General features: G+C 63.3%; 23 protein-coding genes. 13 read left to right on the top strand and 10 right to left on the bottom strand.

What is annotated here, in order from left to right; genetic code table 11:
* Positions 1–13: 13 nt before the first annotated feature.
* A complete protein-coding gene (locus THIVI_RS22015) occupies positions 14–673 on the top strand; it encodes a hypothetical protein (protein WP_014780719.1) in 660 nt (219 codons plus the stop codon).
* Here the strand turns inward: THIVI_RS22015 and THIVI_RS22020 are convergent.
* Positions 663–1,460, bottom strand: coding sequence for a sulfite exporter TauE/SafE family protein (locus THIVI_RS22020; protein ID WP_014780720.1), 798 nt, complete (start codon positions 1,458–1,460; stop codon positions 663–665). The genes THIVI_RS22015 and THIVI_RS22020 overlap by 11 nt on opposite strands.
* Positions 1,461–1,733: 273 nt before the next feature.
* Between THIVI_RS22020 and THIVI_RS22025 the strand changes: the two genes are divergently transcribed.
* Entirely contained in the window at positions 1,734–2,546 is an 813-nt protein-coding gene (locus tag THIVI_RS22025; RefSeq protein WP_342610358.1) for a complex I NDUFA9 subunit family protein, read from the top strand.
* Between the two features lie 50 nt (positions 2,547–2,596).
* Here the strand turns inward: THIVI_RS22025 and THIVI_RS22030 are convergent, their stop codons facing one another.
* From THIVI_RS22030 to THIVI_RS22040, 3 genes are read right to left on the bottom strand one after another with little or no spacing between them, the layout of a single operon-like run.
* The gene (locus THIVI_RS22030; RefSeq protein ID WP_014780721.1) at positions 2,597–3,025 is read right to left on the bottom strand and encodes a phosphate-starvation-inducible protein PsiE; all 429 of its coding nucleotides are present in this window, start codon (positions 3,023–3,025) and stop codon (positions 2,597–2,599) included.
* A 28-nt stretch (positions 3,026–3,053) separates the two neighbouring features.
* Complete coding sequence (locus THIVI_RS22035) at positions 3,054–6,122, bottom strand: efflux RND transporter permease subunit (RefSeq protein ID WP_014780722.1); 3,069 nt, start codon at positions 6,120–6,122, stop codon at positions 3,054–3,056.
* Positions 6,119–7,222 carry an efflux RND transporter periplasmic adaptor subunit gene (locus THIVI_RS22040; RefSeq protein ID WP_014780723.1) on the bottom strand — a complete coding sequence of 368 codons (1,104 nt, stop codon included), beginning with the start codon at positions 7,220–7,222 and terminating at the stop codon, positions 6,119–6,121. The genes THIVI_RS22035 and THIVI_RS22040 overlap by 4 nt, the downstream gene beginning before the upstream one ends.
* 255 nt (positions 7,223–7,477) lie before the next feature.
* Here THIVI_RS22040 and THIVI_RS22045 point away from each other — a divergent pair, with 255 nt between their 5' ends.
* Together THIVI_RS22045 and parC are read left to right on the top strand one after the other, a co-directional pair.
* Positions 7,478–8,206 (top strand): class I SAM-dependent methyltransferase, encoded by a 729-nt coding sequence (locus THIVI_RS22045; protein ID WP_014780724.1) that lies wholly within the window; start codon positions 7,478–7,480, stop codon positions 8,204–8,206.
* Between the two features lie 169 nt (positions 8,207–8,375).
* Positions 8,376–10,631 (top strand): DNA topoisomerase IV subunit A, encoded by a 2,256-nt coding sequence (gene parC / locus THIVI_RS22050; RefSeq protein WP_014780725.1) that lies wholly within the window; start codon positions 8,376–8,378, stop codon positions 10,629–10,631.
* A gap of 31 nt (positions 10,632–10,662) precedes the next feature.
* On the opposite strand, the gene THIVI_RS22055 is transcribed toward parC, so the two are convergent.
* Positions 10,663–11,043: a TusE/DsrC/DsvC family sulfur relay protein gene (locus tag THIVI_RS22055; protein WP_342610360.1), complete on the bottom strand. Its 381-nt coding sequence runs from the start codon at positions 11,041–11,043 to the stop codon at positions 10,663–10,665.
* A gap of 98 nt (positions 11,044–11,141) precedes the next feature.
* Entirely contained in the window at positions 11,142–12,218 is a 1,077-nt protein-coding gene (gene queG, locus THIVI_RS22060) for a tRNA epoxyqueuosine(34) reductase QueG (RefSeq protein WP_014780727.1), read from the bottom strand.
* 337 nt (positions 12,219–12,555) lie between these two features.
* Between queG and THIVI_RS22065 the strand changes: the two genes are divergently transcribed.
* The 3 genes from THIVI_RS22065 (at position 12,556) to THIVI_RS22075 (ending at position 16,479) form a co-directional block, all read left to right on the top strand.
* Positions 12,556–13,665: an IS5 family transposase gene (locus THIVI_RS22065; protein ID WP_041447215.1), complete on the top strand. Its 1,110-nt coding sequence runs from the start codon at positions 12,556–12,558 to the stop codon at positions 13,663–13,665.
* A gap of 109 nt (positions 13,666–13,774) precedes the next feature.
* Positions 13,775–15,151 carry an IS1182-like element ISTvi2 family transposase gene (locus THIVI_RS22070; RefSeq protein ID WP_014777777.1) on the top strand — a complete coding sequence of 459 codons (1,377 nt, stop codon included), beginning with the start codon at positions 13,775–13,777 and terminating at the stop codon, positions 15,149–15,151.
* A 269-nt stretch (positions 15,152–15,420) separates the two neighbouring features.
* Positions 15,421–16,479: a proton-conducting transporter transmembrane domain-containing protein gene (locus THIVI_RS22075; RefSeq protein ID WP_014780728.1), complete on the top strand. Its 1,059-nt coding sequence runs from the start codon at positions 15,421–15,423 to the stop codon at positions 16,477–16,479.
* Between the two features lie 754 nt (positions 16,480–17,233).
* Here the strand turns inward: THIVI_RS22075 and THIVI_RS25950 are convergent.
* The gene (locus THIVI_RS25950; RefSeq protein ID WP_052315086.1) at positions 17,234–17,611 is read right to left on the bottom strand and encodes a cytochrome b; all 378 of its coding nucleotides are present in this window, start codon (positions 17,609–17,611) and stop codon (positions 17,234–17,236) included.
* 174 nt (positions 17,612–17,785) lie between these two features.
* On the opposite strand from THIVI_RS25950, the gene THIVI_RS25425 reads away from it, so the two are divergent.
* The 3 genes from THIVI_RS25425 (at position 17,786) to icd (ending at position 20,937) form a co-directional block, all read left to right on the top strand.
* A complete protein-coding gene (locus THIVI_RS25425) occupies positions 17,786–18,910 on the top strand; it encodes a DEAD/DEAH box helicase (protein WP_014780730.1) in 1,125 nt (374 codons plus the stop codon).
* 58 nt (positions 18,911–18,968) lie between these two features.
* The gene (locus tag THIVI_RS25430) at positions 18,969–19,559 is read left to right on the top strand and encodes a hypothetical protein (RefSeq protein WP_014780731.1); all 591 of its coding nucleotides are present in this window, start codon (positions 18,969–18,971) and stop codon (positions 19,557–19,559) included.
* Between the two features lie 121 nt (positions 19,560–19,680).
* Positions 19,681–20,937, top strand: coding sequence for an NADP-dependent isocitrate dehydrogenase (icd, locus tag THIVI_RS22100; RefSeq protein ID WP_014780732.1), 1,257 nt, complete (start codon positions 19,681–19,683; stop codon positions 20,935–20,937).
* A gap of 123 nt (positions 20,938–21,060) precedes the next feature.
* Here icd and THIVI_RS22105 read toward each other — a convergent pair whose 3' ends face one another.
* A complete protein-coding gene (locus THIVI_RS22105) occupies positions 21,061–21,267 on the bottom strand; it encodes a cold-shock protein (RefSeq protein ID WP_014780733.1) in 207 nt (68 codons plus the stop codon).
* A 284-nt stretch (positions 21,268–21,551) separates the two neighbouring features.
* Here THIVI_RS22105 and clpS point away from each other — a divergent pair, with 284 nt between their 5' ends.
* Positions 21,552–21,875 carry an ATP-dependent Clp protease adapter ClpS gene (clpS, locus tag THIVI_RS22110; protein WP_014780734.1) on the top strand — a complete coding sequence of 108 codons (324 nt, stop codon included), beginning with the start codon at positions 21,552–21,554 and terminating at the stop codon, positions 21,873–21,875.
* Between the two features lie 68 nt (positions 21,876–21,943).
* Positions 21,944–24,205, top strand: coding sequence for an ATP-dependent Clp protease ATP-binding subunit ClpA (gene clpA / locus THIVI_RS22115; protein WP_014780735.1), 2,262 nt, complete (start codon positions 21,944–21,946; stop codon positions 24,203–24,205).
* 167 nt (positions 24,206–24,372) lie between these two features.
* Here the strand turns inward: clpA and THIVI_RS25000 are convergent, their stop codons facing one another.
* Positions 24,373–24,516, bottom strand: coding sequence for a hypothetical protein (locus THIVI_RS25000; protein WP_157174545.1), 144 nt, complete (start codon positions 24,514–24,516; stop codon positions 24,373–24,375).
* 136 nt (positions 24,517–24,652) lie between these two features.
* Here THIVI_RS25000 and THIVI_RS22120 point away from each other — a divergent pair, with 136 nt between their 5' ends.
* Positions 24,653–24,928 carry a hypothetical protein gene (locus THIVI_RS22120; RefSeq protein WP_014780737.1) on the top strand — a complete coding sequence of 92 codons (276 nt, stop codon included), beginning with the start codon at positions 24,653–24,655 and terminating at the stop codon, positions 24,926–24,928.
* Between the two features lie 114 nt (positions 24,929–25,042).
* Here the strand turns inward: THIVI_RS22120 and gorA are convergent, their stop codons facing one another.
* On the bottom strand, positions 25,043–26,419 hold the full coding sequence (gene gorA, locus THIVI_RS22125; RefSeq protein ID WP_014780738.1) for a glutathione-disulfide reductase: 1,377 nt from the start codon (positions 26,417–26,419) through the stop codon (positions 25,043–25,045).
* Between the last annotated feature and the right edge of the window lie 241 nt (positions 26,420–26,660).

Genomic DNA, 26,660 nt, shown 5'->3' on the forward strand with positions numbered 1-26,660 from the left:
GGTTGAAATTCTGATGATGTCGATCGCGTATCGCCGTTCACTTCCGCTCGTCGCGCGATTTATCTTGGCGCTGGCGCTCTCGCTCGGTCTAACGGGGGGCGCGCTTGCCGAGCAGACGATGGCCGAGGCCATGGCCAATGCGATCGCGCGCATGATGGAATCGATGGGGTTCGCCAATACCGGCGTGGGCGGGCCGGGCGCGGGCATGCCCGCCATGGGTCAGGCGATGCCCTACAATCCTATGAGCATGCCGGGGATGACGGGCCTGCCTTCGCCCTTTGGCGCCGTTCCTGGCGGTCAGACCATGCCCGGCGGCGCGCAGATGAATCAGATGGCGGATCGTTTCTCCCAGAGCCTGCCGCTGTCCGGCGGGGTCGGGGCGATGCCCTGGGGCGCTTCGTCGCTGGAAGGCGTCTGGGAGGACAACCAGGGCGGTTTGCTCATCGTGCAGGGTGCGTTCTATCGGATTTACTCCGCCTGCGACGGTTTTATCGAGGGCGGGATTGGCATCGGACCAACCCGTATCGAGCTGACCAACTCGCGGGAGAACTTCACCCAGACGTTCGAATTCGCGCTCGATCAGGGCCGCCTTGTGCTGCGTAGTCAGAGCGGCGAGGTTTTTCTCTATCGGCGTCTGGTGCTTGGACAGGGACGCGAATCGCTCAGTCGCTGAACGCGAGTCGGAGCGCGACCGCGAGCAGCAAGAGCCCGAAGAGACGTTTCAGAAGATCGACCGGCAAGGCATGGGCGAGACGAGCCCCGAGCGGCGCGGCCGGCATGCTGGCGAGCAGCATGACCCCGACCGCCGGCCAATAGACGAAGCCGGTGCTGAACGCGGGGAGCCCGCCGCGCCCCCAACCGGCCAGGATCAAGCCGATGGCGCCCGCGATCGCGATGGGCAGACCGACGGCGGCGGAGGTGCCGACCGCCTGACGCATCTCCAGCCCATGGCGGTTCAGGAAAGGCACGGTCATGGTGCCGCCGCCGATCCCGACCAGCGCGGAAAGCATCCCGATCCCGCCGCCGACCGCCCACAGACGGCCTGTTCCAGGCAGCGGGGCGCTGCGTTGCGGCGCTGAGCGGATCAGCATGCGCAGGCTCACCACGACCAGAAATCCCGCAAAGAGCCGTTTCAACCACCATTCCGGGATGATCGCGACCAGTCCCGCCCCGGCCCAGGTTCCCAGCAAAATGCCGGGCGCCAGCCGGGCCACCAGATCCCAACGGACGCCGCCGCGGCGATGATGGGCGCGGGTGGAGGCGGCCCCGGTGCCGATGATGGTCGCCAGCGAGGTGCCCACCGCCAGATGCGGTATCCAGTCTCCACCGATGTCCATTCGGGTAAAGATCAGGATCAGGGCGGGCACGATGACCACGCCGCCGCCGACCCCAAAGAGTCCGGCGAGCAGACCCGACAGGATGCCGATCGTCAGATAGGCGGAGAGTTCGACGGCTGGCATCTGGTCGCTTGCGAAACGGTTTGGGCCTGAGGGTTGAGGAAGAAACAGCGTCAAGAGCGTTGAGGCGCGGTGGCTATAATACGCGACACCTGCTCAACCGTGATGGCATCCTGAGCACTCAATCGCGCGATCGCACCGCAACGCGGCGAATCGGCGTTCCAGCACCCCTACATGAGTCATTACTGAGATGAAACATCACCGCGTCTTTGTCCTTGGAGGAACCGGCTTCGTCGGCCAGCACCTGTTGAACCGTCTGTCCCGCGCCGGGATGGCGTGCCGACGCGCCATCCGCACCGGCAGCGTCATCTGCAACTGATTCCGGGCTGCGAGCTGTGCGAGGTCGCGGGTTGGGAGACGGCGCCACTGGCCGAGGCGATGGCCGGCTGCACGGTTCTGATCAACCTGGCGGGCATTCTCAATGAAGGCGGCGGGCGGACGTTCGAGCAGACCCATGTGCGGACGGTGGAGACCGCGACCCGCGCCGCGCTTCAGGCCGGCGTGACGCGCTATCTGCACATGAGCGCGCTGCACGCGAACGCCGAGAGCGGCCCCAGCGACTATCTGCGAACCAAGGGTCGCGGCGAGGCGCTGGCCTTCGCGGCGGCGGGGGAGGGGCTGGCGGTGACCAGCTTCCGCCCGTCGGTCATCTTCGGCCCCGGAGATAGCTTCTTCAACCACTTCGCTGGGCTGTTGCGACTGCTCCCCGGTCTCTTTCCGCTCGCCTGTCCGGATGCTCGTTTCGCGCCCGTCTACGTCGGGGATGTGGTGGAGGCCATGCTGCGTTGTCTGGATGACCCTGACACCCATGGCAAGACCTACGAACTCTGCGGCCCGCGCGCCTTCTCGCTCCGCGAACTGGTCGTCTATACCGGCGAGCGGATCGGACGCGAGATCTGGGTGATGGGGCTCGACGATCGGCTGTCGCGGCTTCAGGCAAGTATCTTTCAACGCTTGCCGGGCAAGCCATTCACCCTGGACAACTATCTGTCGCTTCAGGTGGACAGCGTGTGCGCGCGCGAGGGACTCAAGAAACTTGGGATATCGGCCACGGATCTCGATTTCGTGGTGCCCGGTTACCTCAAGTAAACCGCGATCCACTGAACTTTCGTGATGCTGTCGAGCGGTGTCGCGAGCCTTCAGCCATGCTTCTCGTCCTCGGTTTCCTCGGTCTCGATGGCGGCCGCGCTATAGCGTTGACTGAAGCGGATGATGAGGATCGCGAGACTGACCAGCAGGATCGCGCCGCTCTCGTAGAGGAGGTTCTCGGGGGCGATGTTTTTGCCCTGGAGCACGATCAGCCGCGAGAGCGCGGTGACGGCGATGAACATGGGATAGGTGAAGGGCACGGACCGTCGGATGAAGTAGACGTTCGCCATCGCCATGATCTCGATGAAGATGAACATCAGAAGCAGGTCTTCCAGTTTGACCTGTCCATTCTGATAGATGCCTTGGATGAGTTGGCCGATGCCGACGAGCGCCAGTGCGCCGACACCGACCAGAACCGCCTTTTCGATGTAATGAAAGAGCGTCGACAGCCAGCGATCGAGGGGTTTTTGTGACTTCATCGTCAGGTCTCCAGGAATTGATCAGTGGTCAGATAGTGTGCGCGGAGCCCTGTTCCTCGCCGATGCGTCGATGACTCGTCGGCGAGAGCAGCAGATAAAACGCAGGCACGACAAACAGCGTGAAGACCGTGCCGATGCCAAGCCCGGTGACGATCACCAGCCCGATGTCGAAGCGGCTGACCGCGCCCGGACCGCTGGCGGTGAGGAGCGGGATCATGGCGACCAGCATCGAAACCGTCGTCATCAGGATGGGGCGCAGCCGGATGGCCGAAGCCTGCTCGATCGCCTCGCGTCTGGCGAGTCCCTCGCGCTCGCCGAGCTGATTGGCGAATTCCACGATCAAGATCCCATTTTTGGCGACCAGTCCGATCAGGGTGATGAGCCCGACCTGGGTGTAGATGTTGATGCTGGCGAAACCCAGGAACAGAAACGCCATGGCGCCGGCGAGCGACAGGGGCACCGACATCAGGATGACAAAGGGGTCGCGCCAGCTCTCGAACTGGGCCGCCAGGACCAGATAGATGATCAGCAGTGACAGGAAAAAAGTGACCTCCAGCGCAGCGCCTTCGCGCTTGAACTGGCGCGATTCGCCCTTGTAGTCGATGCGCGCGCCGCGCGGAAAGAGACCGCGCGCTTCCTGCTCCAGGTAGTCCAGCGCATCGCCCAGGGTGACGCCGGGGGTCATGACGCCGGAGAGCGTGACAGCGTTCAACTGCTGGAACTGGACGCGCTTCGAGGGCTCGACCTCGTGGCGGAGCGTCACCAGCGCGCTGACCGGCACCAGTTCCCCGGCGGCGGTTCGCACCTGATAGTCCAGCAGTTCCCCGGCATCGTTGCGGTAACCCTGCTCGACTTGGGGGATCACCTTGTAGCTGCGGCCCGCCAGGCTGAACCAGTTCACATAGTCCTCGTTGAGCATGCCCGAGAGGCTGAGTCCGAGATCCTGCATGCTGATCCCGAGGTCGCCGGCCAGATCGCGGTCCACCTCCAGCACGGTCCGGGGCCGTTCCAACTTGACGTCCTTCATCAAAAACATGAACTTGCCGCTGGCCATCGCCTGGCCGAGCAACTGGTCGGCGAGGCCGGCGAGTTCCTCCGCTCCCCGGTCGGAGAGGACGACGAATTCCACCGGCATCCCGCTGCCGGGAGTCGGCAGGCTGGGGAGCGAAAAGGCGACGGTATCGAGTCCGGCGATCTGGGACAGCGCGCCCTGAAGCTGGGGTTGGATTTCCATCTGCGAGCGTTCCCGCTGGTTCGGTGGGGGCATCTTGAAGCCGCCGAAGGTCGTGCTGGCGTCCCCGAAGCCGACCAGGATGAAACTCTCCTGGTACTCGGGGAAGGCTTCGAAGAGCGGGGTCATTTGCGCGACATAACGTTGGTTATAGTCGATGGTGGCGGTCTGGGGCGCGGTCGCCATGAAAAACAGAATGCTCTGATCCTCGGTCGGGGCCAGTTCCTTCTGGGTCATGCTGTACATGCCATAGATGGCCGCGAGCACCGCCACAGCCACCAGGAGGGTGGCGCTGGGATAGCGCAGCCAGCCATGCAGCAACCGCCGGTAGCCGCTGGCGAGCCGCTCGAAAAAATGCTCGACCGCCTGCTCGAACCGCCCCTGCTGGCCGCCTTCGCGCAGCACCGCAGCGGACAGCATGGGCGAGAGCGTGAGCGCGACGATCCCCGAGACTAGCACCGCCCCGGCGAGGGTGAAGGCGAATTCGGTAAACAGCGAGCCCACCAGTCCGCCCATGAAACCGATGGGGGCATAGACCGCGACCAGGGTGGTGGTCATGGCGATGATCGGCAGCGCCAGCTCGCGGGCCGCGTCCACCGCCGCCTGGATCCGCGGCTTGCCCATCTCCAGATGCCGGTGCACGTTCTCCACCACTACGATGGCGTCGTCCACCACCAGACCGATGGCGAGCACCATGGCGAGTAGGGTGAGCAGGTTGACGGAAAAGCCCATCAACAGCATGAGAAATCCAGCCCCAACGATCGAGAGCGGCACCGCCACCGAGGGGATGAGCGCGGCGCGCAGCGAGCCGAGCGACAGGAAGATCACCAGCAGCACGATCAGCACCGCCTCGGCCAGCGTCTTGAAGACCTCCTTGATGGACTCCTGGATGAACTCGCTGGCGTCGTAGGGGATGAAGGCGTTCAGCCCCTCGGGAAAATCGGCCTTGAGGCCCGGCATCAGGTCATGGACGCGCTCGGCGACATCGAGCGGATTGGAGCCCGGCGCGGGCTCGATACCGATGAAGATGGCGGGGATGCCCTTGTAGAGCGTGGTCGAGTTGTAGTCGGCGGCGCCCAGCTCGATCTCGGCGATGTCTTCGAGCCGGATCAGGGTGTCGGACTCCGCGCGTACCACCAGCCGGCGGAAGTCCTCGACGCTGCTGATATCGGTCGTGGCGGACAGATCCACCTGGACCAGCTCGCCCTGAATCCGTCCGACACCCGCGAGATAATTGTTGGTCCGCAGCACCTGCGCCACCTCGTCGCCGGTCACCTTGAGCGCGGCCATGCGCGCCGGATCCAGCCAGATCCGCATGGCGAAGGTCTTGTTGCCGATCAACTCGGCCTTGGCGATCCCCTGGAGCGCCTGAAGCTGAGGCTGCACGACCCGGATCAGATAATCCGTGATCTGGGGCAGATCCATTTCCTCGCTGTAGAAGGCCAGATACATGAGCGCCGTGCTGTCCCCGGTGGTGGAGTCGATCACCGGATTCTGGGCGGATTCCGGCAGCACGTTGAGCTGGCTCGCGACCTTGGCCTGGATCTCCGCGACCGCCGCGTTGGGATCGTAATTGAGGCGCATGTTGGCCTCGATCACCGAGACCCCGGCGGAGCTGGTGGACGCGAGGAAATCGATCCCGTTGGCCTCGGCGATGGCCTGCTGGAGCGGTTGGGTGATGAATCCCTGCACCAGATCGCTGCTCGCCCCCGGATAGGCGGTGGTGATGGTGACCACGGTGTTTTGCGTCTTGGGATACTGACGCAGATCCAGATCCAGGAAGGCGCGCACCCCCAGAATCAGGATCAGCAAGCTCACGACAGTCGCGAGCACCGGGCGGTGGATGAAAATGTCGGTGAAGGTCATTCGGGTTGCGCCGGCGCGGCGGCCGCCTCGTCGCTGTCCGAGACGATGCTGACGTCCTGCCCGTTGGTGAGTTTCACCTGACCGGCGACGATGACGCGATCCCCTTCGGTCAGTCCGTCGAGGACCGCGACCTCATCCCCGCGCACGGCGCCGGTGCGGATCTGGCGACGCTGCGCCAGGGTCTTGCCGTCTGTTTCCTCGATCAGGAACACCGAATCGCCATAGGTGTTGAAGGTGACCGCCTCGCGGGGGAGCGTGAGGACACGTTCCTGGACCGGCAGTTGGGTGGCGACGCGGGCGAACATGCCGGGGCGTAGCGCGAGATCGGGATTCTCGAAACGGGCACGGATCAACACATTGCGAGTGCCCTGATCGATGCCGGGACTGATCGCCTGGATCGTGCCCGCGAAGATTCTGTCGGGGTAGGGCGCCGCCCGCACGCTGACCGGCTGACCGACGCGCAACTGGGCCAGATGCCGTTCGGGCAGCGAATAATCGACATAGACCGGGTCGAGCGCCTGGAGCGGTACGATCGCCGAACCTTCGGCCAGATATTGCCCCAGATTCACCTGCCGAATGCCCAACTGACCGGCGAAGGGTGCGCGAATCGCCTTTTTCTCGATGGTCGCCTGCCTGGACTTGACCTGAGCGCGCGCCTGATCGAGCTGGGCGGCGATCTCGTCGACATCGCCCTGGGCGACGGCGCGATCCTTGAGCAAGGCGCGGTTGCGGTCCAACTGGATCTGGGCCAGCCGCTCCGCCGCCTGCAAGCCTTCGAGTTCGGCCCGGTCCACATCGTCCTCCAGACGCAGCAGGATCTGCCCCTGCTTCACTTTGGCGCCGGAGTCGAACAGGATCTGTTTGACCTGTCCCGCCACCTCGTTGTTGAGGTCGACGCCCTGGACCGCCCGCACGGTTCCGACCGCGTTCAGCGCGGGTTCCCAGGTGCTTGTCTCCACAACCGCCGCGGCGACCGTCGGGGCCGGCATCGGCTGGGAGAACAGCGCGATTTCGGCCTGGATCTGACGGTATTTGAGAAAGGCAAGACCGGCGACGATCGCGGCGAGCGCCAACAGCACCAGCAGGAGACGGACGAACATAGGCGGTCAATGCCTCTTGGCGGAATCGATCAATTTGAGGGGGCGGTCACGGGGGTCAGCTTCAATCGCTTGCGGGCGAGAGGGGTGGCAGACCCAAAGGTTTTTGGTTTGTGGCAGATCATATCGCCCGCAAGCGGGCTCCTACATCAAAATGGGAATTGCCGAGCCTCAATTGCTCTTTGCGACTCGAATGATAGAGTTCCGTAGTATAGGCGGCGATGGCCGTGAAACGAAAACCGAAATCCTGGAGTGTATATGGCGTCCATCAGCCCACCGATGCAAATCAATGACCCCGCCGCCTATCGCCGCCGCGGCGAGCTTGAGGTGATCGAGGATCTGCTCAGCGTGCGGGGTTTGAAGGTTCTGGAACTGGGTTGCGGCGCCGCCTGGATAACCCGCGAACTGGTGACGCGATTTGGCGCCGCCCAGGTCACGGCGACCGAGGTCGATGCGATCCAACACGCGAAAAACCTCGCCCTGGCGGCTCTGCCGGCGGTCGAGTTCCGCGCGGGCGGCGCTGAGTCGATCGCCGATCCGGATGCCTTCTATGACCGGGTGTTCATGTTCAAGTCGCTGCATCATGTCCCCGTCGAATTGATGGATCGGGCGCTCGGCGAGATCCATCGGGTGCTGACGCCGGGCGGGTTGCTGTATGTCTCCGAGCCGGTTTATTGGGGCGATTTTAATGAGATCATGCGTCTGATCGATGACGAGCGCGAGGTGCGAGCCGCAGCCTTCGCGGCACTGGGCCGCGCCATCGACAGGAGGCTGTTCCGGCTGGAGCGCGAGGTCTTCTACGAGTCCGAAGGCGTCTATCCCGACTGGGACAGCTTCGCCGCCCGCTTCATCCAGGTCACGCATACGGAACGCAATCTGGACGCCGCCAGACTGGTGGACATCCGCGCCGCCTTCGAGCGTCATCTGACGCCGGACGGCGCGCGGTTTTTCAAACCACACCGGGTAGACCTGTTGCGTCGGATATAAAATCAAAAACTTAAACCGCGCCCGCTCCGACCTTCACAAGTCCTGACAAAACCGCGTAAAGCGCGAAGTTCGCATGCCGCGCCAAGCGCGGTTTAACGCGGTTTATTGTGATTCGCGCATCCATGCCCCATCATGCCCGCCCTGTTTGCGACCGAATCCAAGATAACCCATGACGGATACCCTGCTGTATAACGCGGAGGGCCTGGAACGCCGCCCGCTGAAAGATTTCACCGAAAAGGCGTACCTGGATTATTCCATGTACGTCATCCTCGACCGCGCGCTGCCCTATGTGGGCGACGGACTCAAGCCGGTGCAGCGGCGCATCCTCTACGCCATGTCCGAACTGGGTCTGTCGGCGACGGCCAAGTTCAAGAAGTCCGCGCGCACCGTCGGCGATGTGCTGGGTAAGTTCCATCCGCACGGCGATTCGGCCTGTTACGAGGCGATGGTGCTGATGGCCCAGCCCTTCAGCTATCGCTATCCATTGATTGACGGGCAGGGCAACTGGGGCTCGCCCGACGACCCTAAATCCTTCGCCGCCATGCGCTATACCGAGTCGCGCCTGACGCCCTATGCCGAACTGCTGCTCGGCGAGGTCGATCAAGGCACGGTCGACTGGCAGCCCAACTTCGACGGAACGCTGGAGGAGCCCCGGCTGCTGCCCGCGCGTCTGCCGAATCTGCTGCTCAATGGCACCACCGGGATCGCCGTCGGCATGGCGACCGACATCCTGCCGCACAATCTGCGCGAGGTGGCGGCGGCCTGTCGGCATCTGCTCGAACACCCCGACGCGACGGTCGAGGATCTGGTCCGACTGATTCCGGGACCGGATTTTCCGACCGCCGGCGAGATCGTCACCCCGCCGGATGAACTTCTGAAGCTCTATCGGAGCGGCGGCGGCAGCGTGAAACAGCGCGCCCGCTACGAGATCGAGCGGGGCGAGATCGTCATCACGGCGCTGCCCTATCAGGTCTCGGGCAGCCGGGTCATGGAGCAGATCGCCGCGCAGTTCAACGCCAAGAAACTGCCGATGATCGAGGACTTCCGCGACGAGTCCGACCATGAATTCCCGACCCGCTTCGTCATCGTGCCGCGCTCCAACCGGGTCGATGTCGAACGCCTCATGTCGCATCTGTTCGCGACCACCGATCTGGAGCGCAGCTATCGGGTGAACATGAACGTGATCGGCCTGAACGGCCGCCCGCGGGTCATGAGCCTGCGCGACATCCTGGTCGAATGGCTGACCTACCGCACCGAGACCGTGCGCCGGCGTTTGCAGCATCGTCTGGACAAGGTGCTCGAACGCTTGCACCTGTTGGACGGTCTGCTGATCGCCTTTCTGAATCTCGACGAGGTGATTCGCATCGTGCGCGCCGAGGACGAGCCCAAGCCGGTTCTGATGACCCGCTTCGCCCTATCCGACGCTCAGGCCGACTATGTGCTGAACACCCGACTGCGCCAGCTCGCGCGGCTGGAAGAGCTGAAGATCCGCGCCGAGCAGGCGGAACTGGCCAAGGAACGCGATGGGTTGCAGCGGATTCTGGGCGATGAAGGCAGACTGAAAACGCTGATCCGCGACGAGATCGCCGCCGATGCCGAGAAATATGGCGACGCGCGTCGTTCGCCGCTGGTCGCGCGCAGCGCCGCCAGCGCGATCGACGAGAACGAACTGGCGCCCAGCGAGCCGGTGACCGTCGTTCTGTCCGAGATGGGTTGGATTCGTGCCGCCAAGGGGCACGAAGTGGACGTGGTTGGACTCAGTTATCGCTCGGGCGACCGTTTTCTGGGTGCCGCGCGCATCCGCAGTCATCAGACCGTGGTTTTTCTGGATTCGACGGGGCGCGGTTATTCGCTCCCGGCCAACGGACTCCCCTCGGCGCGCGGGCAGGGCGAACCGCTGACCGGCCGACTCGATCCGCCGCCGGGCGCCCGCTTCGTCGCCGTGCTCGGAGATTTGCCGGAGAGCCGCTATGTGCTCGCCTCGGACGCGGGCTATGGGTTCATCGCCCGGATGGAGGATCTGTTCGCCAAGCCCAAGGCCGGCAAGGCGATCATCAGTCTCTCGCCGGGCGCCAATGTGCTGGTTCCGGTTCCGGTTCCGCTTGGCGACGCCGTCGGCGCGCGGCTGGCGGCGACTACCAGCGCGGGTTATCTGCTGGTGTTTCCGGTCTCCGAACTGCCCGAGATGGCGCGCGGCAAGGGCAACAAAATCATCGGGATTCCGACCGCGAAAGTCGCGGCGCGCGAGGAAGTCATGGTGGCGCTCGCCGTGGTGCCGGCGGGGGGCAGTCTGAAAATCCTGTCCGGCAAGCGCGAGTTCACGCTCAAGCCGGCCGACCTGGAGATCTATCAGGGCGAACGCGGCCGGCGCGGACGCCTGTTACCGCGCGGGTTTCAGCGGGTGGAAGGGTTGGAGGCGAACTGACTTCCGCCATCCGCCTGTCGACGCGCGGGCGTCACGTCATGTAGTTCAGCGCTTCCTCGCCCGGATGCGAAAGACCGGCGATACGCCAGGCCTCGCGGCAGGAGCCGAACAACCGCTGCACCGCGTGACGCTCCATGCCGTGGGCGCGGCAGATTTGCGAGGTTGGCGGCAATGCGCCATAGGTCAGGCGGTGCTCGCGCAGATAGTAGATGATGTTCCAATGCTCGGGACCGAGCGGCCAGACGCCATCGAGTTTGGCGATGAACTTTGCCATGCCCCGATTCCAGAGTTCCGGATCGACTAAAAATCCGTCTTGATCGAGTGGCAAGCGACGCTCCCCGATGGGCGTTTGCTGCTGTATGCCGGAGTGAATCATCGTGCGGCGCTCCCCTATCAGTTGATAGGCAATCATTGATTTGATTTATGCCATGATCGAACGAACTTCTTGACCTATTAATTTAGTCGGAAACGCGGCGGCGTCAACCCCTGTTCGGGCGATTCGCGAACGGATCAAGCCAAGGAACGTTTCATCCCCCACGCGACATGCTCCCGCACCAACTGGCTCGGATGACTGGCCCGCGCGCGCAGCGCGGCCGTGACCTCGGACGAGGCCGGCGCGTTGCCGAGCGCGACGGCCAGGTTACGCAGCCATTGGACGTGACCGATCCGCCGAATCGCCGAGCCCTCGGTGCGTCGCAGAAAGGTCGCCTCGTCCCAGGCGAAGAGTTCGAGCAGTGTGGCGGTGTCCAAGCCGTGTCGGGGCGAGAAATCCGGCTCGCGCGTCCGGTGAGCGAAGCGGTTCCAGGGACAGACAAGCTGACAGTCGTCGCAGCCATAGATTCGATTGCCGATGAGCGGACGCAGCGTTTCCGGGATGCTGTCGCGCAACTCGATGGTCAGGTAGGAGATGCAGCGTCGCGCGTCCAGTTGATACGGGGCGACGATGGCCTGTGTCGGGCAGATGTCCAGGCAGGCATGGCAACGGCCGCAATGATCCCGGATCGGCGCGTCGATGGTGAGCGGCAGGTCGGTGTAGATTTCGCCGATGAAAAACCAGGATCCGGCGCGCGGATGGATCAGGTTGGTGTGTTTCCCGATCCAACCCAGCCCGGCCTTCGCGGCCAATGGCTTTTCCAGCACGGGCGCCGAATCGACGAACACCCGATAGCCGAAGGGACCGACCTCGGCCTCGATCCGCTCCGCGAGGCGTTGCAGCCGTCGTCTCAGCACCTTGTGATAATCTCGCCCCAGCGCGTAGCGGGAGAGGAAGGCGCTTGCCGGATCGTCCAGCGCCTTCCGCATGGCGTCGGGCGACCCGACCAGATAATCCATCCGCGCCGAGATGACCCGCAGGGTTCCGGGAACCAGTTCGGCCGGGCGGGAGCGACGGCTGCCGTGTCGTTCCAGATACTCCATGGTGCCCTGATACCCGGCCGCGAGCCAGTCGAGCAGACGCGCTTCGGCCTCCCCGAGATCGGTATCGGCGATGCCGATCTGCTGGAATCCCAGTTGTCGACCCCAGGTCTTGATCCGGTCCGCCAGAGGCTGGGCCGGATTCCGCCGAACGCAAGAGTTTTGTGGATGCATGGCAAGCGTTGTCCAGAGGAATCGATTATTTTCGGTTTGAACGCATCGCCGTCGGACCTGGCGGATCAGGAAGGAAATCCAATTTCATGACCCCAGAATACTTGATTCTTGAAAAGGCTCTCCCGAGCGACGCCGAAAGGTTCGGGACGAACAGACACCCGGTAACGTCTCTCCCGGACATCGCCTCACTGCCATGAAGTTAAGCCGTTCATGGTTCGAGGGCCTCACCACGCACGGCTTAAACTTAATGGCAGTGGGACATCGCCTGAGAGGGTGTAGACAAAAATAATTGAGCTGCTATTTGTATACCAGTCTACAACTGAGCTGGTGTGCGCTGATGTCGAAAGCTGGTCGTCCCCCCAAGATTCACGAGGCGGAGCAAGCGGTATTGCGTCAAATTGTCACGGATCGCCCGACCTCCACGCTGTCAGAGATTGCCCGGGAACTCGCGGCACGGACGGGAATCGAGGCTCATGAAGCAACGATTCGCAAGTCCTTGCGGGAGGCGGGCGTCACGCGCCTCCGGGGCGAGAGTGGTCTCGAGGCGCAAGCGCGCGCAACGCCGCGTCGGTATGGGTATACGGATGCGCATCGTCGCCACGACCCCGACCAAAGCTACCCAAGTTGTCTGACCGATGCGGAGTGGGACTTGGTCGCCGCTCTCTTTGAGATGCCGGGCGGGCGGGGTCAACCGCCCCGCGTGTCGCGCCGGAGCATCCTGGAGGCGTGTTGCTACGTGGTGCGCACGGGGTGCGCGTGGCGGATGCTGCCGCACGATTTCGCGCCTTGGCAGAATGTCTACAAGACGTTTCGCCGTTGGAGTGCGGCTGGGAAGTTTGAGCAGATGCATGATCGACTGCGGGGGCAATGGCGCGAACGCGAGGGGCGTGAGATCGCGCCGACGGCGGCGGTGCTGGATGCGCAATCGACCCGCGGCTCGCCGCAGGGTGGACCGAGCGGCTTTGATGCGGGCAAGCAGGTCAAGGGGCGCAAGCGCAGCCTGGTGGTCGATACCTTGGGGTTCGTGTTGGCGGTGAGCGTGGTCGCGGCCAATCTTCAGGACCGCGATGCCGCCTCGGGCGCCGTCGCTGACGCGGCCGCCAAGTACCCCCAGATCAACACGCTGTTTGTCGATAGCGCCTACGCCGGTCAATTTGCCCAAACCACCGAGCAGACCCACGCGATCCGCGTGGAAGTCGTGCGCCATCCAGCCAACAAAAGCGTTGGCTCCTGGCACGTGGACGGGGCGCCTGACCGAGTGGTGATCGCCAACGCCGACGGCTTCGTTCCGCTGCCGAAGCGCTGGGTTGTCGAGCGCACCCATGCGTGGAATGAGCGTGCCCGTCGATTGATCATGCATCATGACCGTCTGCCAGCGGTCTCCGAAACCTGGGTTTGGCTGGCGGAGGCGCGCATCCTGCTGCGGCGGTTGACCACAACGGTTTGATTTTGTCTACACCCTCTCAGAGGCTGTGAAAAAACCTCGCGGCCTGGCCGCTGCTCCTGGGGGGCGGTAAAATAGCCCCATCGAAGCAATGGCCCCCGGCGAGCAAACGATGGCGGATGATCTCCAACCTGGCCTGTTCGACGGCGTCCCGGACCTGCTGGCCCAGGCCGAGCAGCGTCAGGCGCCGCCCCCCGGGGTGGCGCGGGTGCGCTGGCCCAACCGGACGCAACGGGAACTGCGCCCGAGCGACCTGGACTCGCTGCTGCCCGAAGAGCACCGGGCGCGGGTTGTCTGGGCCTGGGTGGAACAGGCCGACTTGAGCCGGATGTACGCCGACATCCGCGCGGTGGAAGGCGGCAGTGGGCGCACCGCGATCGCCCCGGAGATCCTGTTCGCCCTGTGGCTCTATGCCACGCTCGATGGGGTGGGCACGGCGCGAAGCGTGGCGCGCCTGACCCAAGCGCATGATGCCTATCGCTGGATCTGCGGCGGCGTGCAGGTCAACCATCACACTCTGTCGGATTTCCGCAGCGCCCATGGCGAGACGTTCGAGGCGGTGCTGACCGACAGTGTCGCGGCCCTGATGGCGGTGGGGGCCGTGACCCTCAAGCGGGTCGCACAGGACGGCGTGCGCATCCGCGCCAGTGCCGGCGCGGCCTCGTTTCGGCGCGGTGAGACGCTGGAGCGGTGCCTGGAAGAGGCGCGGGCGCAGGTTGCCGCCCTCAAGCAGCAGGCCGAAGAGAACTCCGGGGCGCGGACCCGGCGCCAACAGGCGGCGCGCGAGCGGGCCGCGCGGGAGCGCCGGGAGCGCATCGAGCAGGCGCTGGAGCGGTTGCCCGAACTGGCCGAGATCAAGGCCAAGCAAGGCAAGCCGCGCGAGCAGGCGCGGGCCTCCACCACCGATGCCGAAGCCACGGTCATGAAGATGGGCGACGGGGGCTTCCGTCCCGCCTACAACGGTCAATACGCCACCGACACCGCCAGCCAAGTCGTCGTCGGTGTCGCGGCGGTTACCGTCGGCACCGACATGGCGCAACTCCTACCCATGATCGAGCAGGTCGAGGAGCGTTGCGGACAGAGCCCCGATGAGTGGCTGGTCGACGGTGGCTATCCGGCCCATGACCAATTGGATCGCGCCGGCGCGCACACCTTAGTCTACGCTCCGGTGCCCAAACCGAAAGATGCCGCCACCGACCCGCATGTCGCCAAGGACGGCGACAGCGCCGCCGTCGGCGCCTGGCGTGAACGCATGGGAACGGACGCGGCCAAGGCGATCTACAAAAAGCGGGCAGCCACCGCCGAATGCGTCAACGCCCAGGCGCGCGAACGCGGCCTGACCCGACTGCGGGTGCGTGGTGCCGCCAAAGTCCGCTGTGTGCTCCTGCTGCATGCCCTCGCCCACAATCTCATGCGTACACTCGCCTTGGCGCCGAGTCTGCTGGGCGACGGGAAAGGCGCGTCTAGCGGAACCACAGTAACCGCATAAGGCACTGATTATAAATAATGTCGTCGGTTTCGGCGCGAATTCTGCCGATCTCTGCCGATCTCTGCCGATTGATCGCCCCATTTCCCGATGATGGCTTCCTCTCCGCCTCGCGGCTCTGCGCGCAGCACAAAGGGCAGCGCTGTCGCCATCACTGGGCGAAAATCGATTTCTTCACAACCTCTCAGAGGAAGGGCGACGCTGATACATCGGTACCCGCTAATGTTAGCAGCGCTTGATGCGATTGCCCTGCCCTCTTTGCCGCGCTGGTCATGATCGCGAATCACGCGGGCACCTTTGTGCCTACCGCCGCGCAACTGGTCGGCCTCGATGGCCTGGCGATCGGGCTCCTGCTGGTCGGACTGGGCGTCAAGGCGGGCATGGTCCCGCTGCATCTCTGGCTGCCGCTCGCGCATCCGGCGGCGCCGATCGCCGCGAGCGCCGTGCTCAGCGGCACTATGATCAAGGTCGCCATCCTGGGCTGGCTGCGTTTCCTGCCGGTCGGCGCGGTGGCGCTCGCCGACTGGGGCGCCTGGCTGAGCGCGGTTGGTCTGCTGACCATGTTCTTCGCCCTGCCGATCGGCATGACGCAGTCGGATCCGAAGGTCATCCTCGCCTATTCGAGTGTCAGCAAGATGGGTCTGCTGATGCTGCTGCTGGGTTTGATCCTGAGCGACCCGGCATTGGCCCCGGTTGGCATTGCCGCCATCACCCTCTATGCGGCGTATCATGCGCTGGTCAAGGGCGGTCTCTTTCTCGGCGTGGGGTTGCGCAAGTCCGCCGCGCTCGCGCAACCGCTGGTGCTTGGCGGATTGGTCATCCTCGCGCTGGCGCTCGCCGGCGCGCCGCTGACCAGCGGTGCTGTGACGAAATATGGCATCAAGCCGCTGCTCGATGCCGCCAACTGGACCTGGCTGGCGGCGGCGGTCGCCTTGTCCGCAGTCGCGACCACCCTGTTGATGGCGCGCTTCCTCTGGATCAGCGTCCGATCCGCAGTCGGGCTATGCCTGGCCCAGCGCGCCTGGGCGCTGCTGATCACCCTGGTCCTGCTCTTTCCCTTCCTGCTGGGCAAACCAGGCGGCCTGGCTCACCAATGCGGCAACCCTGGGGGCCGGGGTCGGCATCGCCGTCGTCATCGGCGCACTGGCCATGCGCTATCCGAACTGGTTCAAGCGGCTGATCGGTCCGATTTCCCCCGGCGATCTGCTGGTGCTGGCCACGCCGCTGCCGCGCGTCCTGGTGTGGCTCGGGCAGACCCTCTGGCGTCCCTGGAGCCGGCTTTATGGCAGGCTCGAACGCGTTGCGACCGATGTCTACAGCCTGATCTTTGACCAACCGGTGGGCGACGCCGAGCAGCGTCTGCGCGAGTGGCCGGTGGCGGGTAAGCTCTGGCTGGGGATAACGGCGATGCTCTTCCTGTTCGTGATCGCGGGGACGCCTGGGCCTTCGGGAACCCCAAGCCGAGCGAGTCTGGAGGCGGAAACGGCCGCTCGACCGGAGGCTCCGGGAACCCTGATCCCCGATTTATCGACCGACCCCGCGGCGCCAGGCGATTCGCTTGTCATGCCGGGTGAGGCGGGCGTCGACAGCGCGGAACAGTTGGACGCAGCGCCCGTGCTGGAAACGGCCGGCGCGGACTTGGCGTCCGCGCCTGATGTCAGTGAAGACGCAAACGCGGACGCGGCAAGTGACGGCGGTGAATCCTTCGACATGGCCGATGAGGCCGAGCCAGATCCAGCGCGCTCCGGCGACATCCCGCTCTGCGATCCAGCGGCTCCCTTCGTCTTCGCCAGTCGCACGGACCCTGCCGATACCATCGCCCTAGAGCGCTGCGTCAGAGAGACCGAGACCGGAACACCGCATCTGCTGGAGTCGCTGCCGCTCACCAATCGGCTGGTCCGACTGGTTCAGCGGAGTCTCAAAGTCGCCCCCTTGGCGGTACTTCTTTTTCCGGAAATCACCTCACTGAAGCCGTTCATGGTGCCTCTGAAGCCGTTCGTGGTGTCTCTGAAGCCGTTCGTGGTGAGGTTCTCGAACCATGAAGGGCTTCACGCGCCGAGGCCATCGGTCAGTCGTGCGTCGTGATTATTCGCCACCAGGGTGGTCGATGGTTGGAATCAGCTCATCCAGGATGGTGCGGAAGCTCTCCAGGACGAACGATGAACAAGCCAGGAAGTGGCGCGAATCGATGCGTCGCTTGCCGTTTCCCGGATGGGGTCGCTGATCGACCTCTGCCCATTCGGCCGCCATGCCGAGCTGCCACAGCAGAAGCGGCGACTGCCCCGGCTCCGGGCGCGGCCTGGGGTTGATCAGCCGCCAGCCGAGACGCAGCAGCGCGGTCATCAGCGGCGTCAGCTCGACCATCCAGAGTCCCAGCGCGAACAGCCCGAACACAACGACCGAGACCAGCCAGTGCAGCAGCACGGCGACCAGGCCATAGGTTTCTTCGGTGTTACGCCACATGCGATCCCCCTTGGTGCTACTGGTGCGAAGAAGCACAGAACACCATGAACCGAGCTAAGTTCGGCGGATCGAGCCCCCCAAGCGACAGCCGCCCCTGACTGCGGAAAAACTGCGGAAAAACTGGGACAGACCCTGAGGTATCCCTACGAATTCGATCGGGGCGCGACGGTCATCGTGCGTTTTGGCGACCGCATCGAGTCCTGCGAGGCGGCGATTCTCACGCGACGGCTGGCGCTCGCCGATGCGGTGCGGCTCGGTCACTGGTCGCTGGCTTTGGAACTGACACTCAAGGCGCAGTCAGCTGCGATCCGCTCGCTCAACGATGCCTGGGGCGTGTTTTCGCGCTCGCGCATCGATCTGTTGCCACATCAACTCTGGGTCTGTCACCGTGCCTTGCAGCACTGGCCGATCCGACTGCTGATCGCCGATGACGTGGGGCTGGGCAAGACCATTGAGGCCGGTCTGATCCTCTGGCCGCTGCTGTCGAGCGGTCGGGTTCGGCGTCTGCTGATCCTCACCCCCGCCGCGTTGGTCGAGCAATGGCAGTACCGGCTGCGGACGCTGTTCGATATTCGCCTGTCGCTGTACCGGTCCGAGGTGGATACGCCCAAGGCCGACTTCTGGAGCACGCACCATCAGGTCGTCGCCTCCCTGCCGACACTGCGCGCGGATCGCAAGGGGCGTCATGAGCGCCTGCTGGATGCCCCGCGCTGGGACATGCTGATCGTCGACGAGGCGCATCATCTCAATGCCGACGAAGCGACCGGCAAGACGCTGGGCTTCAAATTCGTCGAGCGGCTGGTCGCCGAGGAGCGGGTGGAGTCCTGTCTGTTCTTTACCGGCACACCGCATCGCGGCAAGCCTTTCGGGTTCTGGTCGCTGATGAGCCTGCCGCGACCCGACGACTTCAGTCTGCACCGCCTGGAACCCGAGCAACTGCCGCGACTGCGCGAGATACTGATCCGCAATTTCAAGCAGAAGATCGCTTCTAGCTCGGTTGCGGCGATTTGCTCCGCGCTGCGTAAGCGTCTGGCCAATCTGGAACAACAGGTCGCGACCTTCCGGGAGGAACAGGTTAACTCCGAAGGTTCGGAGGATGACGCCGATGCGGATGTCTTCGCGGCCTTCGACCAGTGGACGCGGCAGGCGCGGTTTCAACTCATGGAGGACGAGCTGCCGCACCTTAAAGCACTGCTGGACGCCGCCGGGCCAATCGTGGACGAAAGCAAGATGCTGCGCATCGGCGAGCTGATCGATACTCGCTATACCGGACGGTCGGTGCTGCTGTTCACCGAATAAAAGGTGCCCCAGGCACTGATGGTCTCGACTCTGATGGCGCGGTTTGGCGAGGCGTCGGTTGGCTTCATCAACGGGGATGATCGTCCATCACCGCCGCTGCCCGGAATGCGACGACGGCGTGTTCAGCTTCAAGACCCCGGATGCCTGGCTCAATGCCCCCGGCATCCGTACCCGCTATGAGGGGCTGATTTTTCACCGCAATCCGCGCGACAACGACGAAGCCAAACGCATCGTCGGCGTGGGTCATCAGCTTTTCGATCAGGCGCTAGCTCAGGCTGGCGAATGGGAAGGCGCATTGGCGTTGAGCAGGGAGCTTGAGCATCCGCTGGCGATCTTTCGCTTCCTCGACGCCCTGACCAGTCAGAGCGGACAGGTGCGTCAGGTGATTGCCGGGGTGACGGTCGGTGACGCCGATGACCTGATGCTGATCCGCGACGAGGCGGTGCTGGAATTGCTCAACCGGCGCAAGCCCGGACAACAGGCGTCGGAGACTGGCGGCGCAGGCCAGGAGATCGAAGTCGTCGCCCGCTGGCTGGAACGGGCGCGCGCCTATGCTCAGGCGAATCTCGACACCTTGCAACTGCCGTTTCGGCGTTCAATCGTCACTGATCTGGTGTTGTTATGGCCGGCGACAGTGATACGCACTTAATAGCGATAAAACGTCTGAAGACGCGCGAAACACAGCGTCTTCGGTCTGCGCAACGCTTGGGCTCGGTGGTAGGATGACGTTTTTGTGGCAATCTTCCAAAAGATCCAAGAGAACAGCACCCATGGCCTACGAAAAAATCCAGATTCCGGCAACCGGCGAGAAGATCCAGGTCAACGCTGACCTGTCGCTGAACGTCCCCAACCAGCCGATCATTCCGTATATCGAAGGCGACGGCATCGGCATCGACATCACGCCGGTCATGTGCTCGGTGGTCGATGCGGCAGTGGCGAAAGCCTATGGCGGCTCGCGCCAGATCCAATGGATGGAGATCTACGCCGGCGAGAAGTCGACCCGCACCTATGGCGAGGATGTCTGGCTGCCGGACGAAACGCTCGCGGCGGTCAAGGATTTCGTCGTGTCGATCAAGGGGCCATTGACGACGCCGGTTGGCGGCGGGATCCGTTCGCTCAACGTCACCCTGCGTCAGCAACTGGATCTCTATGTCTGTCTGCGCCCGGTGCGCTATTTCACCGGTACGCCGAGCCCATTGAAAGCGCCCGAGCATACCGATATGGTGATCTTCCGCGAGAATTCGGAAGACATCTATGCCGGTATCGAGTGGCAGGAAGGCACGCCCGAGGCGCGGAAGGTCATCGACTTCCTCCGCAACGAGATGGGCGTGACCAAGATCCGCTTCCCCGAGACCTCCGGGATCGGTATCAAGCCGGTCTCGCGCGAGGGCACGGAACGTCTGGTGCGCAAGGCGCTCCAATACGTCATCGACAATGACCGCCCGTCGCTGACCCTGGTGCACAAGGGCAACATCATGAAGTTCACCGAGGGTGCCTTCAAGCAGTGGGGCTATGATCTGGCCAAGGCGGAATTCGGCGCGGTGGAAATCGACGGCGGCCCCTGGTGCAGCTTCAAGAATCCCAAAACCGGGACCGAGATCGTCGTCAAGGACGTGATCGCCGATGCCTTCCTGCAACAGATCCTGCTGCGCCCGAAGGACTATTCCGTGATCGCGACCCTGAATCTGAACGGTGACTATATCTCCGACGCGCTGGCGGCTCAGGTCGGCGGGATCGGCATGGCGCCCGGCGCGAATCTGTCCGATTCGGTGGCGATGTTCGAGGCGACCCATGGCACCGCGCCCAAGTATGCCGGCAAGGATCAGGTCAATCCCAGTTCGCTCATCCTATCGGCCGAGATGATGTTGCGTCACATGGGTTGGGTCGAGGCGGCCGATCTGATCATCAAGGGTGTGGAGGGCGCGATCGCGGCCAAGACCGTGACCTATGACCTGGATCGACTGATGGACGGCGCGACCAAGCTGAGTTGCTCGGGCTTTGGCGCGGCGGTGGTCGGGAAGATGTAGGCGGAGTCTGGCGCGAATCGATTGCCAGGAAGCGGCGGGATGGCTTGCACCAAGGCCAATGGCTTTGGTGCAAACCCGCTCATGGTAAGTTAAGACAATGTTTTTAAATGCGCTTTAAAAACATCAACTGACTTGATGGACATTGGCCGCGTGGAGTCCCTTGGGGCCCTGACTCAACTCGAACTCGACCCGTTGTCCCTCGCGCAACGTCTTGTAACCATCCATGTCGATGGACGAAAAGTGGACGAATACATCTTCGTCGCGTCCTTCGGGTTGCACAAAACCATAGCCTTTGGCGTTATTGAACCATTTGACGACACCGGTAATCATTTGGCGCACTCCTCCCGGGATGATGGGTCTTTCGTTTGGTGGTCATTATTGTTGTCTGATACCGTACCTTGAATCCGGCGATCGGCACCACAATTCAGTAGTATAGTGAGTTGATTTCGCTGGTCAAACCGGCTCTTCGTCCGAATCCGTTTTCCGCGGTTTCACAACCGATTGCCGATCGATGGCGCAAGTGGGCGCACGGACTTTCGCCAATCCCGACTTTCGCCGCGCGAACCGATGGATGCGCATCGCGGACGATCATTTTTTGACTAGAATTCGAGATCATGAGTGACGATATACCAGGGGACGAACGCGAATCCGGGCTGACCGTCCAAGAGGCCCGACCCAAATTACGGCGTCCGCCCTTGTTCAAAGTCCTGTTACTGAACGACGATTACACTCCGATGGAGTTCGTGGTGCTCGTTCTTGAGATTTTTTTCAGTATGAACCGCGACAAGGCGACCCAGGTCATGCTCCATGTGCATACCCGGGGCGTTGGCGTCTGCGGCGTCTTCACCAAGGAGATCGCCGAGACCAAGGTCGCGCAGGTGAACGATTACGCGCGCAGCAATCAGCATCCGCTGATGTGTACAATGGAAGAGGCGTAGGCGCTGTTTGAAGACCGCAGTGCGGCACAGTGTTATGGTTTCCTAAACCCCCCGCTTGGAACAGGCCGATGCTGAGCAAAGAACTCGAATTTACACTGAACCGGGCCTTCAAGGAGGCGCGCGCCAAACACCACGAATACATGACCGTGGAACATATGCTGCTGTCGCTGCTGGACAATCCGACGGCCGCCAAGGTGCTGCGGGCCTGCGGGCTGGACGCGGATCGTCTACGCCGGGAGATTTCGGCCTTCATCGAAGAGACCACACCGCTGATCCCCGCGAAGGAAGAGCGCGATACTCAGCCCACGCTCGGTTTCCAGCGGGTGCTTCAGCGCGCCGTGTTCCATGTCCAGTCCGCCGGCAAGAAGGAGGTGACCGGGGCCAACGTCCTGGTTGCGCTCTTCAGCGAGCAGGACTCCCAGGCGGTGTATCTGCTCAATCAGCAGGATGTCACCCGGCTCGACGTCGTCAATTACATCTCCCACGGCATTTCCAAGGTGCCGGGCGAAAATCAGGAAGACGATGCGCCGGGCGAGCCGGACGAGGTGCGCGGGGAAGAGAAGGAAGGTTCCAGTCCACTCGAAAATTTCGCCTCCAACCTGAACGAGATGGCACGTCAGGGCCGCATCGATCCGCTGATCGGCCGCGGCCCCGAGGTGGAACGCACCATTCAGATCCTGTGCCGGCGACGCAAGAACAATCCCTTGTTCGTCGGCGAGGCCGGAGTGGGCAAGACCGCGATTGCCGAGGGTCTGGCCAAGATGATCGTCGATGGCGAGGTTCCCGAAATTCTGAACAATGCTGTGATCTATGCGCTTGATCTCGGCGCTCTGGTCGCGGGCACCAAATATCGCGGCGACTTCGAAAAACGCCTGAAAGCGGTGCTCGCGCAACTCAAGCGCCAGCCGCACGCGATTCTCTTCATTGACGAGATCCACACCATCATCGGCGCAGGCTCCGCCTCGGGCGGGGTGATGGACGCCTCGAATCTCATCAAGCCGGTGCTGGCCTCCGGCGATCTGCGTTGCATCGGCTCGACCACCTATCAGGAATATCGCGGCATCTTCGAGAAAGACCGGGCGCTCGCGCGGCGCTTTCAGAAGATCGACGTAGACGAGCCTTCGATCGAGGAGACCTTCGAGATTCTCAAGGGGCTCAAATCCCGCTTCGAGGAGCATCATCAGGTCACCTATACCAATCCGGCCCTGCGCGCCGCCGCCGAACTGTCGAGCCGCTATATCAACGATCGTCATTTGCCCGACAAGGCGATCGACGTGATCGACGAGGCCGGCGCCCATGTGCAACTGAAAAGCCCGGCCAAGCGAAAAAAACGCATCGACGTGGCGGATGTCGAGGCCATCGTCGCCAAGATGGCGCGGATTCCGTCCAAGCGCGTCTCGGTGTCCGATACCGAATCGCTCAAGAACCTGGATCGCGATCTCAAGATGGTGGTCTATGGTCAGGATCCGGCCATCGACGCACTGACCTCGGCGATCCGCATGAATCGCTCGGGGCTGGGCAATGAGGGCAAGCCCATCGGTTCATTCCTCTTCACCGGACCGACGGGCGTCGGCAAGACCGAGGTCACGCGCCAGTTGGCCCGCATCCTCGGGATGGAACTGCTGCGTTTCGATATGTCCGAGTACATGGAGCGGCACACCGTCTCGCGTCTGATCGGCGCGCCGCCCGGTTATGTCGGCTTCGATCAGGGCGGGCTGCTGACCGAGCAGATCAACAAGCATCCGCACTCGGTGTTATTGCTCGACGAGATCGAAAAGGCTCATCCGGATGTGTTCAATCTGCTGCTGCAGGTGATGGATCACGGCACACTGACCGACAACAATGGGCGCAAGGCGGATTTCCGTAGCGTGGTGCTCGTCATGACCACCAACGCCGGCGCCGAGGAGACCGCGCGCCGCTCGATCGGTTTCACCGAACAGGATCACTCGACCGACGGTTTGGAGGCACTCAAGCGCTACTTCTCGCCCGAATTCCGCAACCGGCTCGACGCCGTCGTTCAGTTCGGCTCGCTGGGCGAGGAAACCATCCGCAGCGTGGTCGATAAGTTCGTCTTCGAGCTGGAACAGCAACTGGAAGAGAAGAAGGTCAGCCTGAGCGTCGATGCCGAGGCCCGTCGCTGGATTGCCGAGAAGGGCTATGATCCCAAGATGGGCGCGCGTCCCATGGCCCGCGTCATCCAGAACCACATCAAGAAACCGCTTGCCAACGAATTGCTGTTCGGCGAACTGGTGGGTGGCGGTGCGGTCCGGGTCCGGGTCGAAGACGGTGAGCTGGCCTTCGAAATCAATGGAGAGAGGCAGGTGCTATAAATCCTGTTCGGCGACCTTGGCGTCGCCGCACATTAGGGTTGGTGGTTCCAACTCCTCTCGTGTTGTACGTCTCCGTGCGGCGCGATCCAGTCTCCTGGTTCACGCGGCTTTTAACATATTTCCAGTCGGCATCGGCTTCCTGGTGGCCATTGAGAATGGGCACTGACTCAGCACGTCAGCGCGCTTGACGTATTGGGAACCTCCGTTGTTTCCGCCAGCACGACTGGCAGCGCTTCGCGTTTCCCCTCCGGCGATTCCATCCGCAGGTGCATATCGAGTTCGCGAACGCGTTCGTCGCGGCGCGTCGTCATGGCGAAATTTTCGACGGATGTCTCAACCATGGCGTCGCCGATTTGTCAAAGTATCGACGTCACACGGACAACGCGGCAACGGTATCGAAGCCGCCAAGCGAATTGGAATGAAAAATAATCGCCACTGGAGACTGTCATGATTGCATTTCCACTCCCGCCCGGACTCTCGCAAGCCGATCTCGCCGACGAGACGACCCTGGTGTTCGATTATGGCGAGTGCGTGGCGCTGTATAGCAGCGAGCATCGCATGGGAGGCGTGTATCGACTGGAGCCTGGCGTCTGGCAGTTGTGGTTTCCGATCGGGATGGAGGATTTCTCGACGGCCATGATGCGCTTTCTGAAAGCCCATGGCGTTTTGGAGCAGCCGGGACGATCAGTCGTCAGTGCCGGGTATTCGATGCGACTCAATTGATACCGGTGGACGGGCGTCTCGCCCGTCCACCCCATCCCCGGCGTCTCCCTTGTCGCCAGACCGTTTCAGAGTGTAAACACTGTTTTTCAGCCGCGCATGTCGACCGGGCGCGGTTTAGAGCGCATCCCCCGGTCGACGCACAGGCACCTTCAGCGTCACCAGTTCCTCCGCGCTGGAGGGGTGAATGGCAACCGTTGCGTCCAGATCCGCCTTGGTCGCGCCCATCTTCACGGCGACGCCGAACCCTTGCAGCATCTCGTCGACGCCATCGCCGATCAGATGGATGCCGACGACGCGCTCCTCGGGGCCGGCGCAGACCAGTTTCATCGCCGTCTTTGGCCCATGCGCATTGAGTGCGTAGCGCATGGGCGTGAAGCTGGTCTCATAAATCGTCAGAATATCGCCGAAACGTTCGCGCGCCTCGGGTTCGGTCAGGCCGACCTTGCCGAGTGGCGGGTGGGTGAAGACGACGGTCGGGACGTTGTCATAGTCGAGCTTGAGTCCCGGTTTGTCGTTGAACAGGCGCTCGGCCAGGCGGCGGCCGGCGGCGACCGCGACGGGGGTCAGGGGCTCGCGGCCGGTGACGTCGCCGATGGCGTAGACGCCGGGGACATTGGTGTTCTGGAAGGCGTCGGTCGGGATGATGCCGTTGGGTTTGCACTCCACACCGGCCGCGTCCAGGTTGAGTTCGCGGGTATTGGGCGCGCGGCCGACGGCCCAGATGATCTGGTCGAATCCGGTGAGACGTTCGCCGTTCCGGGCGGCTAGCGTGAGACCTTCCGCATCCTGTTCGAGTCCGGCCACCTCGAATTCGAGCCGGGTTGTGATGCCGTGCGCGTCCATGTTCTCGCGCAGGGTCGCGCTGATGAGCGGATCGAAGAGCCACAGGAGCCGGTCTTCCAGTGCGACGACCGTCACTTCGGTGCCGAAGGCGCTCAGTACGCCCGCCAACTCGACGCCGATATAACCGCCGCCGACGATGGCCACGCGCTTGGGCTGGGTCTCAAGTTTGAAGAATCCATCGGAATCGATGCCGAGTTCCGCCCCCGGCATGCGCGGCACGATGGGCCGGCCACCGGTGGCGATGACGATATGATCGGCGCTGTACTGCTGATCGCCGACCGCGATGGTCTGCGCATCGACGAAGCGGGCCTGACCATCGATCCGGGTGATCCCCTCCCGTTCGACGTAGCCGTCCCAGTACTGGTTGATGTTGGCGACGTAGCGATTGCGTCCGGCGACCAGCGCCGACCAGTCGAGACCTTCCGAGCGAGCGAGCGCGCCGAACTCGGGCGCGCCGGCGACCGCCTCGGCAAGACTGGCGGCGTACCACATGACCTTCTTCGGAACGCAGCCGGCGTTGACGCAGGTTCCGCCGAGCTTTGCGGACTCGATCAGGGCAACCCGCTGGCCGAATTGAGCGGCCTTTTCCGCCACCGCCAAGCCGCCGCTGCCACCTCCGATGGCGATCAAGTCGAAATGCTGACTCATACACTCTCTCCTAATTTGAATCCGTGTCGATGAATGGCGGGCGAGGCATTGCCAGCGGGCGCGCGCGCCTGGGACCGCCGGCTTGCAGCCGGCCCTGGGGCGTCCGGTCTCCGACCGGACGAAAACGCGCTGGCGCGATCCCATTCCGTCGCCGATCCGACCGCCAGCCAGACAGTGAATCGCCGGTCAGAGACCGGCGATTCCAGTAGCCCCGCCGGGTTGCCAACCGCGGCAACTCAGC

It is taken from the genome of Thiocystis violascens DSM 198 (assembly GCF_000227745.2).
GTDB lineage: Bacteria > Pseudomonadota > Gammaproteobacteria > Chromatiales > Chromatiaceae > Chromatium > Chromatium violascens.

Bases quoted from the DNA above. Each gene is read 5' to 3' on its own strand.
- THIVI_RS22015 (WP_014780719.1), top strand. From the start codon at position 14: ATGATGTCGATCGCGTATCGCCGTTCACTTCCGCTCGTCGCGCGATTT.
- THIVI_RS22020 (WP_014780720.1), bottom strand. From the start codon at position 1,460: ATGCCAGCCGTCGAACTCTCCGCCTATCTGACGATCGGCATCCTGTCG.
- THIVI_RS22030 (WP_014780721.1), bottom strand. From the start codon at position 3,025: ATGAAGTCACAAAAACCCCTCGATCGCTGGCTGTCGACGCTCTTTCAT.
- THIVI_RS22035 (WP_014780722.1), bottom strand. From the start codon at position 6,122: ATGACCTTCACCGACATTTTCATCCACCGCCCGGTGCTCGCGACTGTC.
- THIVI_RS22040 (WP_014780723.1), bottom strand. From the start codon at position 7,222: ATGTTCGTCCGTCTCCTGCTGGTGCTGTTGGCGCTCGCCGCGATCGTC.
- THIVI_RS22045 (WP_014780724.1), top strand. From the start codon at position 7,478: ATGGCGTCCATCAGCCCACCGATGCAAATCAATGACCCCGCCGCCTAT.
- parC (WP_014780725.1), top strand. From the start codon at position 8,376: ATGACGGATACCCTGCTGTATAACGCGGAGGGCCTGGAACGCCGCCCG.
- THIVI_RS22055 (WP_342610360.1), bottom strand. From the start codon at position 11,043: ATGATTGCCTATCAACTGATAGGGGAGCGCCGCACGATGATTCACTCC.
- queG (WP_014780727.1), bottom strand. From the start codon at position 12,218: ATGCATCCACAAAACTCTTGCGTTCGGCGGAATCCGGCCCAGCCTCTG.
- THIVI_RS22065 (WP_041447215.1), top strand. From the start codon at position 12,556: ATGTCGAAAGCTGGTCGTCCCCCCAAGATTCACGAGGCGGAGCAAGCG.
- THIVI_RS22070 (WP_014777777.1), top strand. From the start codon at position 13,775: ATGGCGGATGATCTCCAACCTGGCCTGTTCGACGGCGTCCCGGACCTG.
- THIVI_RS22075 (WP_014780728.1), top strand. From the start codon at position 15,421: ATGATCGCGAATCACGCGGGCACCTTTGTGCCTACCGCCGCGCAACTG.
- THIVI_RS25950 (WP_052315086.1), bottom strand. From the start codon at position 17,611: ATGTGGCGTAACACCGAAGAAACCTATGGCCTGGTCGCCGTGCTGCTG.
- icd (WP_014780732.1), top strand. From the start codon at position 19,681: ATGGCCTACGAAAAAATCCAGATTCCGGCAACCGGCGAGAAGATCCAG.
- THIVI_RS22105 (WP_014780733.1), bottom strand. From the start codon at position 21,267: ATGATTACCGGTGTCGTCAAATGGTTCAATAACGCCAAAGGCTATGGT.
- clpS (WP_014780734.1), top strand. From the start codon at position 21,552: ATGAGTGACGATATACCAGGGGACGAACGCGAATCCGGGCTGACCGTC.
- clpA (WP_014780735.1), top strand. From the start codon at position 21,944: ATGCTGAGCAAAGAACTCGAATTTACACTGAACCGGGCCTTCAAGGAG.
- THIVI_RS25000 (WP_157174545.1), bottom strand. From the start codon at position 24,516: ATGACGACGCGCCGCGACGAACGCGTTCGCGAACTCGATATGCACCTG.
- THIVI_RS22120 (WP_014780737.1), top strand. From the start codon at position 24,653: ATGATTGCATTTCCACTCCCGCCCGGACTCTCGCAAGCCGATCTCGCC.
- gorA (WP_014780738.1), bottom strand. From the start codon at position 26,419: ATGAGTCAGCATTTCGACTTGATCGCCATCGGAGGTGGCAGCGGCGGC.